Raw genomic sequence first — 15,200 nt, 5'->3', positions numbered from 1 at the left:
CTTTCGCGCGTCGGCTCGCCATGGAGGGGCCATGAAGATCGCCGCTCCGCTGCTCGCGCTGTTCCTCGCCCTGCCGCTGCCCGCCTGTGCGCAGCCGGCCTCCGCGCCCGCCGCAACGACGCAGGACGCCGACCCGGCCTTGTGGGTGGTCAAGGACAAGGACACGACCATCTATCTGTTCGGGACGATCCACGTCCTGAAGCCGGGGCTGTCGTGGTTCGACGAGGCGGTGAAGACCGCGTTCGACCGCTCGCAGACGCTGGTGCTGGAGATGGTCGAGCCCGATGCCGCCACGCAGCAGCGCGTGGTGAGCGCCGCCGCCTTCGACCCGAACGGCACCCCGCTGACGCAGCAGCTCTCGCCCAATTACCACGCCGCTTTCGCCAAAGCGATGCGCGACGGGCAGGTCCAGCCGGCGGTGTACGAGAAGATGCGGCCGTGGTTTGCGGCGGTGACGCTGTCGCTGCTGCCGGTGCGTCAGCTCGGTTACGATCCGGCGAACGGCCCGGAGAAGGTGCTGACCGACGCAGCGAAGGCAGCGGGCAAGCCGGTCGTCGGGCTGGAGACGTTCGAGGGGCAATTGGGAGTGTTCGGCGGGCTGTCGAAGGGTGCGCAGGTGCAGTTGCTGGAAAGCACGCTCGACGAATTGCCGAAGGTCGATGCGACGTTCACGACGCTGGTCGACGCATGGGCGAGCGGCAAGCCCGAGGGTGTGGCGAAGGAAATGAACGAGTCGCTCAAGGACTCGCCCGAGGTCGCCAAGGTGCTGCTCACCGATCGCAACAGGCAATGGGCGAAGTGGATCGCCGAGCGGATGAAGCGGCCGGGGACGGTATTCATTGCGGTCGGCGCGGGACATCTGGCCGGCGCGGGGAGCGTGCAGGACCAGCTTGGGGCGTACAGGCTGAAGGCGGTGCGGGTTAACTACTGACCCGTCGCCCCTGCGCAGGCAGGGGCCTATGTCTGTATCGTGCTCGTGTGACCTGGACACATGGACCGCCGGCCTTGTGTCAGACCTTGATGCGCAACGATACAGACATGGGCCCCTGCCTGCGCAGGGGCGACGGTGTAAGACGTCGATCTTGCATTTCCCGCCCCGTCCCGCTATGCGCGCCGGCTTCCGGTCATGGTCATCCCTGGAGGCGTGGCCGGAAAGCATATCACCGTATTTCGGAGCATTTGAGATGAGCGACACCATTACGCTCGCAGCCGAGACGCGTGACCGGGTTGGCAAGGGAGCCTCCCGTGCACTCCGTCGCGACGGCCGCGTCCCCGCCGTGATCTATGGCCAGAACAAGGAGCCGACCTCGATCCATCTCGAGGAGAAGGCACTCGTCAAGGCGCTGATGACCGGCCACTTCATGAACTCGGTCATCATGGTCGACGGCACGCGCACGCTGGCCAAAGACGTGGCGTTCCACCCGGTCACCGACCGTCCGACCCACGTCGACTTCCTGCGCATCGGCGAGCACGAGACCGTGACGATCGCGGTGCCGGTCGTGTTCGTGGACGAAGAGGACGCGCCGGGCATCAAGAAGGGCAATGGCGTGCTCAACATCGTCCAGCACGATGTCGAGCTGGTCGTTGACGCCGCCGACATCCCCAGCGAGATCACGGTGTCGCTCAAGGGCATCGAGATCGGCGACACGATCCACATCTCCGACCTGCAGCTGCCGAAGGGCGCCAAGGCCGCCGCCGAGGGCGACGTCGCGGTCGCCACGCTGGTGGCGCCGACCGTTCCGACCGCGGCGGACGAGCAGGCCGATGCCGAAGTGGCCGAAGCGCAGTCGGCCGAGTCCGAGGCGGCTGCCGCCGAGGGCGAAGGCGAGGACAAGGGCGAGTAATCGCCGGTCCGCCGATTTCGTGCGGACCAATGTTCGGGGGCAGGGCAGCGGCGACGCTCCCCTGCCCTTTGCTTTTGGAGAGAAGGATCAGCGATGCAATTGTGGGTGGGGCTCGGCAATCCGGGCGCGCAATATGCGATGCACCGCCACAATGTCGGCTTCATGGCGATCGATGCGATCGCCGCGGTTCACGGCTTCGCCGCACCGGCCAAGAAGTTTCAGGGCTGGTTGCAGGAAGGCCGCGTCGGCACGACGAAGGTGCTGCTGCTGAAGCCCGCGACCTTCATGAACGACAGCGGCCGCTCGGTTGGCGAGGCGCTGCGCTTCTACAAGCTCGGCACCGACGCGCTGACCGTCTTCCATGACGAGCTCGACCTTGCGCCGATGAAGGTCAAGGTGAAGCAGGGCGGCGGCACCGCGGGGCATAACGGCTTGCGCTCGATCGACCAGCATCTCGGGCCCGATTTCCGCCGGGTGCGGATCGGGATCGGGCATCCCGGGCACAAGGATCGCGTCACCGGTCATGTGCTCGGCAATTACGCCAAGAGCGAGATTGACGCGCTGAGCGACGTACTCGGCGCGCTGGCAGCGGAGGCGGAGTGGCTGGCACAGGGCGACGACGTGCGGTTCATGAACGACGTGGCGCTGCGGCTGGGGTGATAGGGTTCGGCCTAGAAAGCGGGGTCACGCGGAGGCGCGGAGATGCGGAGGCTGACGCACCCGTGGCGAGCGGGAGACCCTCGTTAACGTCGGCAAGGCATGAGCCGGCAAGGACGGCTCGAAACCGTTGCCGCAAACGACATTCTCCGCGCCTCCGCGCCTCCGCGTGAACAAACCTTCTTCACGCCTCGACCGGAACAGTAAGTTGATTCGCGCAGAGACGCGGAGGCGCAGAGGGGTGTCGCCTGCTGGTCCGGGCTGGCCCGTCACCATCGGCTCGTACGGTGCGGGTCTCGATCGAAGCTGACTGCGCCGCCTCGCGACACAGCTCTGCGCCTCTGCGCCTCTGCGCGATGAAACCTCTTTCCTTCATGCCTCGCAGCCTTCGGGGCGGACAGACATAGGCTCCTGCCTTCGCAGGAGCGACGGATGAGATGGCGGGCGACGCGGCTCACGCAGCGGCGCTGACGCTATGCGGGGCGTCTTCACCCTTGCCACCACGTCGCGCAGCTTTCAGGGCGGAAAGACATGGGCCCCTGCCTTCGCAGGGCCGACGGATGATGACGATGCCGACCCGCGAGCTGTTCCCGACCCTGTTCTACGAAGCCGATCCGGGCGATGCCGATCTGCTCGCCGACCTCGACGCGTCGTGCCGCGCGCTGGCGGAGGAGGATGGCGCGGGGAAGCGATGGTCGAAGGCGCATGGCTATCGCGGCTATACCAGCTACGCCTCGCTCAACGATCTGCCGATGCGCGACCCGGTGTTCGCCGACCTCAAGAAGTTGCTCGACCGCCATGTCGCCGCGTTCGCGAAGGAGGCGGGCTTCGATCTCGGCGGGCGCAAGCTCAAGCTCGACAGCCTGTGGGTGAACGTCATGAAGCCCGGCGGCACGCATTCCGGGCATCTCCACCCGCACAGCGTCGTGTCGGGCACCTTCTATGTCGCGGTGCCCGAGGGGTCGGGAGCGCTCAAGCTGGAGGACCCGCGGCTGCCGATGTTGATGGCCGCGCCGCCGCGCGACGGCACGTTCGTCTATGCCGAGCCACGCGACGGCGCGCTGTTCCTGTGGGAAAGCTGGCTGCGGCACGAGGTTATGACCAGCACCGCCAGGGCCGAGCGGATCAGCGTCAGCTTCAACTACCGCTGGTAGCGTCGGGGAAGTCGGCGCCGAGCGCTTCGTCGCGGAGCCCCTCGATTTCTGCGATGCGCGCGCGCAACCGCTCGGTCACCGCGTCATAGCCCCATTTGCCGAGCACCAGATGCCGCGGCGGCGCCTCGCGGGTGACCGCCGCGATCATCGCCTCACCCGCGCGCACCGGGTCGCCGGGCTGGTTGCCCGAATAGCCCTTGGTGCTCGCCATCCGCGCGGCGGCGGTGTCGGCATAATCGGCGATGTGGCTCTCGGTCTGCCGCAGCGAGCGGCCTGCCCAGTCGGTGCGGAAGGGTCCCGGCTCGACGCAGGTCACCGCAATGCCAAGCGGCGCGACCTCGGCGGCGAGTGCGTCGGAGAAGCCCTCCACCGCATGTTTGGACGCCGCGTAATAACCCGACGACGGGAAGCCGACGAGCCCGGCCACTGAGGTAATGTTGACGATCGCGCCCCGCCGCCGCTCGCGCATTCCCGGCAGCACTGCGCGCGTCATCGCGAACAGGCCGAAGACGTTGGCGTCGAATTGCGCGCGAATCTCGCTCTCCTCGCCCTCTTCTATGCTCGATTGATAGCCATAGCCGGCGTTGTTCACGAGCACGTCGACGCGACCGAAGCGTTCCTCGGCAGCGCTGACAGCACCCGCGATCGCGTTCGCGTCGGTGACGTCGAGCGCCAGTGCGAGCAGTCGCTCGTCCTGCCCGTCCGCGAGGTCAGAAACGCGCGCGGCGTCGCGCGCGGTCGCCACCACGCGCCAGCCTCTCGCGAGCACCAGCTTGGCAAGTTCACGACCGAAACCGGTCGAGCAACCGGTGATGAACCAGACCGGATCGGCAGCGAGCGTCATGTGGAAATTCCATGATTGGCAGGAGTGCTGCCCCAACGCGGTGCTGTCGCGCTGCGTTCCCACTGGCAATTGTCGGCTAAAAGGTCCATGTGGGAACCTTCATGGACTTCCCGAACCTCCCCCCCGCGCTCGCCAGCGCGCTCGCCACGCGTGGTTACACCGCGCTCACCCCCGTTCAGGCCGAGGTGACCGCCGAGGTCGCGCATGGCCGCGACCTGCTCGTCTCTGCGCAGACCGGCTCCGGCAAGACCGTCGCCTTCGGCCTTGCGATGGCCGAGCAATTGCTGGGCGAGGACGGCAACCTGCCCGTTGCCGGTCCCCCGCTCGCGCTCGTGATCGCGCCGACGCGCGAGCTGGCGTTGCAGGTCGCCAAGGAGCTGATGTGGCTCTACGCGGGGGCGCGGATCGCGACCTGCGTCGGCGGCATGGACGCCAGCCGCGAGCGCCGCACGCTCAACCAGGGCGCGCATATCGTCGTCGGCACGCCGGGCCGACTGCGCGACCACGCCGAGCGTGGCGCGCTGAACCTGTCGCAAATACGCGCCGCTGTCCTCGACGAGGCCGACGAGATGCTCGACATGGGCTTCCGCGACGATCTGCAGGCGCTGCTCGACCAGACGCCGACCGAGCGCCGCACGTTGCTGTTCTCCGCGACGCTGCCGCGCCCGATCGTCGCGCTTGCCAAGGCCTATCAGCGCGACGCGCTGCGCATCTCGACGGTCAGCGAACAGCGCGGGCACGGCGACATCACCTATCGCGCGGTGACCGTTTCGCCGTCCGAGATCGAACATGCGGTCATCAACCTGCTGCGCTTCTACGAGGCGGAGACCGCGATCCTGTTCTGCGCGACTCGCGACAACGTCCGCCACCTGCACGCCGGGCTGGTCGAGCGCGGCTTCGCGGCGGTGGCGCTGTCGGGCGAGCATTCGCAGAACGAGCGCAACCATGCGTTGCAGGCGCTGCGTGACCGTCGCGCGCGGGTCTGCGTCGCGACCGATGTCGCGGCGCGCGGGATCGATCTGCCGACGCTCAGCCTTGTCGTCCATGTCGAGATGCCGCGCGATGCCGAGGTGTTGCAGCACCGTTCGGGCCGCACCGGACGCGCCGGCAAGAAGGGCACTGCGGTGCTGATCGTCCCCTATCCGCGTCGCCGCCGCGTCGAGATGATGCTGCGTGGCGCACGCATCGCCGCCGAATGGGGCGATGTGCCGAGCGCCGAGGCGATCCGCGCCAAGGATCGCGAGCGGTTGCTGGAACGGCTGCTCGCGCCGGTCGAGGTCGATGAGGACGACAAGGCGCTGGCGACCGAATTGCTCGCGCAGCGCACGCCCGAGGAGATCGCCGCGGCGCTGGTCGCGGCACAACGCGCCGCGCTGCCCGCGCCCGAGGAACTCGGCGATCGCATCGAAATGAGCGCAAACCAGCAGAAGGGTCTTCGCGACGGCTTCGACGACGTGGTGTGGTTCCACATGAACGTCGGTCGCCGGCAGAACGCCGACCCGCGCTGGGTGTTGCCGCTGCTCTGCCGCCGCGGGCATGTCACCAAGGCCGAGATCGGCGCGATCCGCATCGGCGCGACCGAGACGCAATTCCAGGTGCCGAGCGCGCTGGCGGCACGCTTCGCGGCGGCGGTCAAGGCGTCCGCCAACGCGGACGGCGAGGACGAGAGCGGCGTGCGGATCGAGCCGATGCCGAGCGGCGCGGTACCGATCCGCAACGCCGGCGGCCCGCCGCAGCGTCGCCACGGCGGCGGCGGTGCGGCGCCGCGCGGGGGGCTGCGCCCGCGGCGGTAGTTCGGCCCGACATCGTCATTGCTTCGCTGCGCTCACAATGACGAAGAAAGCCAGGGACTTGAGCAAATGGCGACCGCGGCATGGAGCCACGGTCGCCATTATCTCGTCACAGCGTCTGCCTTGTCGTAGCATCCCGGCCCGCCCTGCCTTGCCACGGGCCGGACCGGGGAGGTCAAGTCGACGTTCGGAATTTCCACGATCGTCGTCGCCATGCGATCCGACTACCGCTTTCGTCCGTCGCCCCGGACTTGTTCGGGAGCCCCGCTTCTTCTGGCGACCGCCGGGAGAAGAAGCGGAATCCTCTATCAAGTCCGGGATGGCGGAAGGCGACGGGCCCTAGAGCCCGACCACGCCGCCATCGTTCTTGGTAATCACCACCGTCGCCGCGCGCGGGCGGCCGGTGCCGGTGCCGGTCGCCTGGCTCTGCGGCCAATTCGAGGTGATGTTGGCGTAATTGCCGTCCTCGCCCGGATGCTGGATGTTGATGAAGATCGAGCGGCCATCGGCGGTCGATGTGATGCCGGTGACCTCGCATTCCTTCGGGCCCACGAGGAAGCGCTTCAGCTTCGCGCCGGGCGCCGCGCCGACGCGCGCGGTGGTGGTGGCGGTGCCGCCGAACGAGCTGGTCACGCTCGTGGTCGTGCCGTCACCGACCCTGCCGGGCATGCCGATCAGCATCATGCAATTGGTGACATCGGTATAGGCACCGTCGTCGGTCTGGACGAACAGCAGCGGCGCCGCCTGTCCGGCGGCGTTGGTCGGCAGCCCGAACCACAAACCGTCCGGCGACGAGAAGTCGTTGGTCGCGTCCAGCCCCGACAGGTTGACGTTGGCCGCATCCGCGCCCGACCGCGCGCCGAACGCATAGACGTCCCAGCTGAAGGTAAGCGACTCGGTCGAGTCGCTGGCCTCGCGCAGCCGCACGACATGGCCATTGGCATTGCCCGAGTTGCTGCCGCCATCGATGCGCGTGTCGACATAGGCACGCGGATTGACCGGGTCGATCGCGCGCGTGCTGCTGCTCGCGACGCCGCGACGATTCGAATTGTTGGTCAGCGTGCAGTACATCTCGCCGTCGACCGGGTTCACCGCGGTCCATTCCGGGCGATCCATCGGCGTCGCGCCCAGCGCGTCGCCGGCGAGTCGCGCGTTGGCCAGCACGTCGGCCTGGCTGGCGAACGGATAGGCGGCATTGTTCGCGTCGAGCCCGTTCTGCCCGAACAGCAAAGGCAGCCACTGGCCGGTGCCATCGGCATTGAACTTCGCGACATAGAGCGTGCCGCTGTCGAGATATTTGTCACCGGTCGCGAGGCGATCGGACGGGGTCGCATCCGCCGCCGACCAGGCGGTCGCGGAGACGAACTTGTAGATATATTCGTTGCGGCCGTCGTCACCCATGTAGAAGGCCGGTTTGACCCCCGCGATCACGCGGCCGGGCATCACCCCCTCGTGCGCCATGCGGCCGAGCGCGGTGCGCTTGCGCGGGGTCGAGGCCGGATTGTACGGGTCGATCTCGACCACCCAGCCGAAGGTGTAGGGCTCGTTACGGAAGTCGGCGGTGCCGTCCGCCGCCAGCGTCGCCGCCGCGGTGGCGTTCCAGCGGCGATAGATGGTGCTGGCAGCATCGGCCGCGGCGACGGTCGACCACAGATGGTTGCCCGCCGCGCCCTCGCTGATCCCGTAGCGTGCGAGCGACACGTTCTGCTTCGGGGTGCCGGCCGCGGTGCGGACTGCCGCGTCACCGGCGTCGCGTCGGAAATAGCCCGCCCAATTCTCCTCGCAGGTCGCGTAATCGCCCCACGGCAGCGCGCCGTTCGCGCAATTGTTGATCGTGCCGCGGCCGGTGGTGCCGTCCTTGGCATACACGGTGCGTAGCATCGCGTCGCCCTTCACCGGCCCGCTGAACGCGATCGGGGTATTCGGCGTGACGCGGCGGTTGAGCGCGCCGGCCTGTACGTAGCTCCAGGCGCCGGTGTTGCCGGCGCGCGTCACCTCGACGACCGACACGCCATGCGCCTCGATCTCCTTGACGACCTCCGCCTCGACGGTGCGCGTGCGGTTGACGATCGTCTGCCCGGCAACATGCATATAGCCCGGATTGATATATTCGTGGTTGAGGACCAGCAGCCCGCGCGTGCTGTTGCTGGCGTCGGGATTTGCACCGCTGGCGGCGAGCCCGAAGAAGCTCATCCCGTCGTGATTGTCGCCCGCACGCTGCGCGAAATTGCCGTCGGTACCGTCATTGGCGTAAGCCGCCACCCCCGCCGCGAGCGGATCGCCGCAGCGATAGAGGATCGACGCGGTATAGCCGGTCGGCACGGTGACGATGTCGTTCCTGTTCTTGACGACCGCGGTGAAATCGAGCGTCGCCGGGCTGATGACGACGGTCGAATTCGCCTTGCTGATCGTGCTGCCGTTGCTGGCCGTGAATTGCAGCACGATGTTGGTCGCGGTGGTGACGTTTGGCGCGACGAAGCTGACCGAGGTGCCACTGGTGCTCAGCGCGACGGCGGGTCCGCTCGCCTGCGACCAGCCGGTGCTGGTGGCATTGCCGCTGGCGGTCGCGGTCAGCGTCACGACGCGCCCGCCCTGCGTCTGGACGGTGGTGCCGTCCGACACGGTGATCGCGTCGCTCGTGTCGTCATCGTCCGAGCCGCAGCCGCTGAGCAGCGACGCGCCGAATGCGGCGGTGGTCATCGCGCTCATGCCGCCCATCATCCGGCGGCGCGAATAGCGCTGCTCGACCAGCGCGCCGAGCGTGGTGGTGGTGGACGGATTGGTGTCGACGTCACCGTCGGTGAACAAGACGAAGTCGTCGTGGCGCAGGCCGGTCATAAAAGCTTCCCCGAACATCATTTCCGCCGCGGCTATCGCGGCCTTGGAAGGCAGGGGCGTGAAAGTTCGGCGACGGCGCAACGACAGTTCGGCGACAGCTTCGTGACACCCGCTTCGCCCTTGACCGGCCGGCGCAATCCGCTATAGCCCGCCGTGTCGCCTGTCCGTTCGCGGACATGGCACACCGTCCGAGACAGCGGGTGGCCCCTCGGGCCTTAATTCCCCGCCGAGACGGGGACAGGATCGACGCTTCCCGCGCTGCCACGATCATCGTGTGGCCGGTCGCCGGTCATTTTCCCCATCGCTGGACTATGCCGCCGCTCGCGCATCCGCGCGACTGGCGGTCCGTACCCGGAAGGGCGCGTGTTTCGGCACGTCCTTTCCCAATGTGGAGAATGGCATGGATCGTAGTCAGAAGACCGCGGCCGTCGCCGAGCTCAACCGTACCTTCTCCGAGGTTGCCGTGGTGGTCGTCACCCGCAACCTGGGGATGTCGGTGGCGCAGTCGACCGACTTGCGCAACCGGATGCGGGACGCCGGCGCGACCTACAAGGTCTCGAAGAACAAGCTTGCCAGAATCGCACTGGACGGCACCGATTACGGCTCGATCAGCGACATGCTGACCGGTCCGGTCGGCCTGGCGACCTCGACCGATCCGGTCGCGGCCGCGAAGGTTGCCGCCGAGTTCGCCAAGACGACCGACAAGTTCGAGATCGTCGGCGGTGCGATGGGCGCGACCCCGCTCGACGTGGCGGGCGTGCAGGCACTGGCCACGCTGCCGTCGCTGGACGAGCTGCGTGCGAAGATCGTCGGCCTCATCGTGGCACCTGCCACGAAGCTGGCGACCATCACCCAGGCCCCGGCCGCGCAGATCGCGCGCGTGCTGGCAGCTTATTCGGAGAAGGAGGCAGCCTGATTTCAGGCCGCATCCGGTTGATGTTTGGAATTGGGGCCCTGTCCCCGTTTAATTAGGAAGTACAATCATGGCAGACCTGAACGCGCTCGTTGAGAGCCTGAGCGAACTGACCGTCCTGGAAGCAGCCGAGCTGTCGAAGCTGCTCGAAGAGAAGTGGGGCGTTTCGGCCGCTGCGGCGGTTGCGGCTCCGGCTGCTGGCGGCGGCGCTGCTGCTCCGGCCGCTGAAGAGAAGACCGAGTTCGACGTGATCCTGACCGGCGACGGTGGCAAGAAGATCAACGTCATCAAGGAAGTCCGCGCGATCACCGGCCTGGGCCTGACCGAAGCCAAGGCGCTCGTCGAAGGCGCGCCGAAGCCGGTCAAGGAAGGCGTGAACAAGGACGAGGCCGAGAAGGTCAAGAAGCAGCTGGAAGAAGCCGGCGCGACCGTCGAGCTGAAGTAAGCCGAAGTGTGAGGGGCTTGCCCCCCTCACACGAGGCCGGCCGACGAGCGGCCCAAGCCCGCTCGTTCGACGTCATGGGATTCATCCCCATGACGTGGCCGCCAGCAGAAAAGGGGCGACACCCACGCGGGTGCCGCCCCTTTTTCATGCGCGTTCTCGTCGCCCCGGACTTGATCCGGAGCCGCGCTCCTTTGCGCCCCGCGCAGGACAAGAAGCGGGATTCCGGATCAAGTCCGGGATAACGGAAGAGGATGGCGCCCCGTTTGACACACCCCCTCCCCGCTCCTATATCCGCATCATCACCACAGCTTCCGGGAAACGGCACGCCTTGCGCAGTGTGTCGATCGGATTGGGAAGCCGCGGTTCAGGACGCTGGAAGCCGACGCATGATGTGCGATCGGCTTTTGTCCGTTCGACCCTGCGCCTGCATTTTGACGGCTGACGAGGCACAAGCTTTTATGGCGACCAATCCGATCGACGCGGGCTCCGCGCGGACCGACAAGGCGGGGACGCGCAAGCGTCGCATCCGCAAGGTGTTCGGCAACATCCACGAAGTGGTGCAGATGCCGAACCTGATCGAGGTCCAGCGCGAGAGCTATGAGCAGTTCCTGCGTTCCGACCCGTCGATCAATTATGTCTCCGGGCTCGAGAAGACGCTGCGCAGCGTGTTCCCGATCCGTGACTTCGCCGGCACCGCCGAGCTGGACTTCGTCAACTACGAGCTGGAGCCGCCTAAGTTCGACGTCGAGGAATGCCGTCAGCGCGGCATCACCTATGCGGCGCCGATGCGCGTTACGTTGCGCCTGATCGTGTTCGAGGTGGATCCCGATACGGAAACCCGCTCGGTGCTCGATATCAAGGAGCAGGACGTCTACATGGGCGACATGCCGCTCATGACCGAGAACGGCACCTTCTTCATCAACGGTACCGAGCGCGTCATCGTGTCGCAGATGCACCGCTCGCCGGGTGTGCTGTTCGATCACGATCGCGGCAAGACCCATGCGTCGGGCAAGTATCTGTTCGCGGCGCGCGTGATCCCGTACCGCGGCTCGTGGCTCGATTTCGAGTTCGACGCCAAGGACATCGTCAACGTTCGTATCGACCGTAAGCGCAAGCTGCCGGTCACCGCGCTGCTGTATGCGCTGGGGATGAACGGCGAGGAGATCCTCAACCACTTCTACAACCGCCTCACCTTCGTGCGCGGCGACGGCGGCTGGCAGATCCCGTTCCAGGCCGAGAGCTGGCGCGGCGTGAAGCCGACCTTCGACATCGTCGACGCCAAGTCGGGCGAGGTGATCTTCGCCGCCGGCACCAAGATCACGCCGCGCGCCGCCAACAAGGCGGGCAAGGACGGTCTTGAGACGCTGCTGATCCCGACCGAGGAGATCTACGGCCGCTACAGCGCCTATGACCTCATCAACGCGTCGACCGGCGAGATCTACGTCGAGGCCGGTGACGAGATCGGCCCGGACAATCTCGAGAAGCTCGACAAGGCGGGCATCGACCGCATCGAGCTGCTCGACATCGACCATGTCGCGACCGGTCCGTGGATCCGCAACACGCTCAAGGCCGACAAGGCCGAGGAGCGCGAGCAGGCGCTGTCGGACATCTACCGCGTGATGCGCCCCGGCGAGCCGCCGACGCTGGAAACGGCGGAGTCGCTGTTCGCAGGGCTGTTCTTCGATCCGGACCGCTACGACCTGTCGGCGGTGGGCCGCGTCAAGCTGAACATGCGCCTCGACCTCGACGCCGAGGACACGGTGACGACGCTGCGCACCGAGGACATCCTCGCGGTCGTGAAGACGCTGGTCGACCTGAAGGACGGCAAGGGCGAGATCGACGACATCGACAATCTCGGCAACCGCCGCGTGCGTTCGGTGGGCGAGCTGCTGGAGAACCAGTATCGCGTCGGCCTGCTCCGCATGGAGCGCGCCGTGAAGGAGCGTATGTCGTCGGTCGACGTCTCGACGGTGATGCCGAACGACCTGATCAACGCCAAGCCTGCGGTCGCCGCGGTGCGCGAGTTCTTCGGTTCGTCGCAGCTGTCGCAGTTCATGGACCAGACCAACCCGCTGTCCGAAGTGACGCACAAGCGTCGCGTCTCGGCGCTCGGGCCGGGCGGTCTGACGCGTGAGCGTGCAGGCTTCGAGGTTCGCGACGTTCACCCGACGCACTATGGCCGCATCTGCCCGATCGAGACGCCGGAAGGCCCGAACATCGGTCTGATCAACTCGCTGTCGACCTTCGCGCGCGTCAACAAGTATGGCTTCATCGAGACGCCGTACCGCAAGATCGTGGACGGCAAGGTGACCAACGAGGTCGTCTATCTGTCGGCGATGGAAGAGCAGAAGCACACCGTCGCTCAGGCGTCGGCGGAGCTGAACGAGGACGGTTCGTTCGCCGAGGAGCTGGTCTCCGCACGGCAGGCGGGCGAGTTCCTGATGGCGCTGCCGGAAACGGTGACGCTGATGGACGTGTCGCCGAAGCAGCTCGTGTCGGTCGCGGCGTCGCTGATCCCGTTCCTCGAGAACGACGACGCGAACCGCGCGCTGATGGGCTCGAACATGCAGCGTCAGGCCGTGCCTCTGGTGCGCGCCGAGGCGCCGTTCGTCGGCACCGGCATGGAAGAGACCGTGGCGCGCGATTCGGGCGCGGCGATCTCGGCCAAGCGTGCGGGCATCGTCGACCAGGTCGACGCGGCGCGTATCGTGGTGCGTGCGACCGGTGAGGTCGACTCGGCCAAGTCGGGCGTCGACATCTACACGCTGATGAAGTTCCAGCGATCGAACCAGTCGACCTGCATCAACCAGCGTCCGCTGGTGAAGGTGGGCGACGTGGTCAACGCCGGCGACGTGATCGCCGACGGTCCGTCGACCGAGTTCGGCGAGCTGGCGCTGGGCCGGAATGCGCTCGTCGCGTTCATGCCCTGGAACGGCTACAACTACGAGGACTCGATCCTCATCAGCGAGCGGATCGTGAAGGACGACGTGTTCACGTCGATCCACATCGACGAGTTCGAGGTGATGGCCCGCGACACGAAGCTCGGGCCGGAGGACATCACCCGCGACATCCCGAACGTCGGCGAGGAAGCGCTGCGCAACCTCGACGAGGCGGGCATCGTCTATGTCGGCGCCGAAGTGGAACCGGGTGACATCCTGGTCGGGAAGATCACGCCGAAGGGCGAAAGCCCGATGACGCCGGAAGAGAAATTGCTCCGCGCGATCTTCGGTGAAAAGGCGTCGGACGTGCGCGACACGTCGCTGCGCCTGCCGCCGGGCGTTGCCGGGACGATCGTCGACGTACGCGTCTTCAATCGCCACGGCATCGACAAGGACGAGCGCGCGATGGCGATCGAGCGCGAGGAGATCGAGCGCCTGAAGAAGGACTCGGACGACGAGCGCTCGATCCTCAACCGCGCGACGTGGAGCCGGCTGCGCGAAATGCTGCTGGATCAGGTCGCGACCGCGGCGCCGAAGGGCGTCAAGAAGGGCGTGACCATCGACATGGACGTGCTGGACAGCGTCGAGCGCCACGAATGGTGGAAGTTCGCGGTGGCCGACGATGCGGTCCAGTCGAACCTCGAGGCCGTGAAGGGCCAGTATGACGAGGCGGCCAAGCGCATCCGCGACAAGTTCGAGGATCGCCGCGAGAAGCTGGAGCGCGGTGACGAGCTGCCGCCGGGCGTGCTGAAGATGGTCAAGGTGTTCGTCGCGGTGAAGCGCAAGCTGCAGCCGGGCGACAAGATGGCCGGCCGTCACGGCAACAAGGGCGTTATCAGCCGCATCCTGCCGGCGGAGGACATGCCGTTCCTCGCCGACGGTACGCCGGTCGATCTCGTGCTCAACCCGCTGGGCGTGCCGTCGCGCATGAACGTCGGGCAGATCTTCGAGACGCACCTCGGCTGGGCGGCACGTGGCCTTGGTCAGCAGATCAAGCATGCGCTGGAAGACTGGCGCGACGCCAATCCGGACGCCAAGGCGGGCGAGATGCCCGACGCGGTCAAGGACCGGCTGCGCATCGTGTATGGCGAGCACTACCTCGACGACATCGACTCGCGTGACGCGGGCGAGATCATCGAGCTGGCGCAGAACCTGACGCCCGGCGTCCCGATGGGCACCCCGGTGTTCGACGGCGCGGTCGAGAAGGACGTCTCCGACATGCTCGAGCTGGCCGGGCTCGACACCTCGGGTCAGTCGGACCTGTTCGACGGGCGTACCGGCGACAAGTTCGACCGCAAGGTGACGGTGGGCATCATCTACATGCTCAAGCTGCACCACCTTGTGGACGACAAGATCCACGCCCGGTCGATCGGGCCGTACTCGCTCGTCACCCAGCAGCCGCTGGGTGGTAAGGCGCAGTTCGGTGGCCAGCGCTTCGGCGAAATGGAAGTCTGGGCGCTCCAGGCGTATGGCGCGGCGTACACGCTCCAGGAAATGCTGACGGTGAAGTCCGACGACGTGGTCGGCCGCACCAAGGTCTACGAGGCGATCGTCAAGGGTGACGACACGTTCGAGGCCGGCATCCCGGAGAGCTTCAACGTGCTCGTCAAGGAAATGCGCTCGCTGGGACTCAACGTCGACCTGAAGTCGATGGAAGAGGCCAAGGACGACGACGGCATCGCCATCGCGGCCGAGTAAGCCACTTCTCCCTCTCCCCACCGGGGAGAGGGTCGGGGTGGGGGGCGAAGTCTCACCGAGACCAGCGCCCGTGGCGGC

10 protein-coding genes are annotated in these 15,200 nt (G+C 66.9%); 8 read left to right on the top strand and 2 right to left on the bottom strand.

Going from position 1 to position 15,200, the window contains the following annotated elements:
• Positions 1-31 precede the first annotated feature (31 nt).
• From BACI71_RS15805 to BACI71_RS15790, 4 genes are all read left to right on the top strand, one after another.
• Positions 32-931 (top strand): TraB/GumN family protein, encoded by a 900-nt coding sequence (locus tag BACI71_RS15805; RefSeq protein ID WP_159760226.1) that lies wholly within the window; start codon positions 32-34, stop codon positions 929-931.
• A gap of 253 nt (positions 932-1,184) precedes the next feature.
• Entirely contained in the window at positions 1,185-1,844 is a 660-nt protein-coding gene (locus BACI71_RS15800; RefSeq protein WP_159760224.1) for a 50S ribosomal protein L25/general stress protein Ctc, read from the top strand.
• A 93-nt stretch (positions 1,845-1,937) separates the two neighbouring features.
• Positions 1,938-2,504, top strand: a complete 567-nt coding sequence (gene pth / locus BACI71_RS15795; RefSeq protein ID WP_159760222.1) for an aminoacyl-tRNA hydrolase — start codon at positions 1,938-1,940, stop codon at positions 2,502-2,504.
• Positions 2,505-3,070: 566 nt separating this feature from the next.
• Positions 3,071-3,655 carry a TIGR02466 family protein gene (locus BACI71_RS15790; protein ID WP_201297493.1) on the top strand — a complete coding sequence of 195 codons (585 nt, stop codon included), beginning with the start codon at positions 3,071-3,073 and terminating at the stop codon, positions 3,653-3,655.
• On the opposite strand, the gene BACI71_RS15785 is transcribed toward BACI71_RS15790, so the two are convergent.
• Positions 3,639-4,499, bottom strand: coding sequence for an oxidoreductase (locus tag BACI71_RS15785; RefSeq protein WP_159760218.1), 861 nt, complete (start codon positions 4,497-4,499; stop codon positions 3,639-3,641). The two genes, BACI71_RS15790 and BACI71_RS15785, sit on opposite strands and share 17 nt — an antisense overlap.
• A 101-nt stretch (positions 4,500-4,600) precedes the next feature.
• On the opposite strand from BACI71_RS15785, the gene BACI71_RS15780 reads away from it, so the two are divergent.
• Positions 4,601-6,292 carry a DEAD/DEAH box helicase gene (locus BACI71_RS15780; RefSeq protein ID WP_159760216.1) on the top strand — a complete coding sequence of 564 codons (1,692 nt, stop codon included), beginning with the start codon at positions 4,601-4,603 and terminating at the stop codon, positions 6,290-6,292.
• A gap of 336 nt (positions 6,293-6,628) precedes the next feature.
• Here the strand turns inward: BACI71_RS15780 and BACI71_RS15775 are convergent, their stop codons facing one another.
• Positions 6,629-9,127: a PhoX family protein gene (locus BACI71_RS15775; protein ID WP_159760214.1), complete on the bottom strand. Its 2,499-nt coding sequence runs from the start codon at positions 9,125-9,127 to the stop codon at positions 6,629-6,631.
• A gap of 400 nt (positions 9,128-9,527) precedes the next feature.
• Between BACI71_RS15775 and rplJ the strand changes: the two genes are divergently transcribed.
• The 3 genes from rplJ to rpoB all read left to right on the top strand — a co-directional run bounded on the left by rplJ (position 9,528) and on the right by rpoB (position 15,122).
• Positions 9,528-10,043, top strand: a complete 516-nt coding sequence (rplJ, locus tag BACI71_RS15770; protein WP_159760212.1) for a 50S ribosomal protein L10 — start codon at positions 9,528-9,530, stop codon at positions 10,041-10,043.
• A gap of 67 nt (positions 10,044-10,110) precedes the next feature.
• The gene (gene rplL, locus BACI71_RS15765; RefSeq protein WP_028056843.1) at positions 10,111-10,485 is read left to right on the top strand and encodes a 50S ribosomal protein L7/L12; all 375 of its coding nucleotides are present in this window, start codon (positions 10,111-10,113) and stop codon (positions 10,483-10,485) included.
• 458 nt (positions 10,486-10,943) lie between these two features.
• On the top strand, positions 10,944-15,122 hold the full coding sequence (rpoB, locus tag BACI71_RS15760; RefSeq protein WP_159760210.1) for a DNA-directed RNA polymerase subunit beta: 4,179 nt from the start codon (positions 10,944-10,946) through the stop codon (positions 15,120-15,122).
• Positions 15,123-15,200 lie beyond the last annotated feature (78 nt).

Source organism: Sphingomonas sp. 8AM, from assembly GCF_902506455.1.
In the GTDB taxonomy this organism is placed as follows: Bacteria; Pseudomonadota; Alphaproteobacteria; order Sphingomonadales; family Sphingomonadaceae; genus Sphingomonas.
Note: the sequence above shows the minus strand (reverse complement) of the source record. Positions and strands in the feature narration are given on the sequence as shown.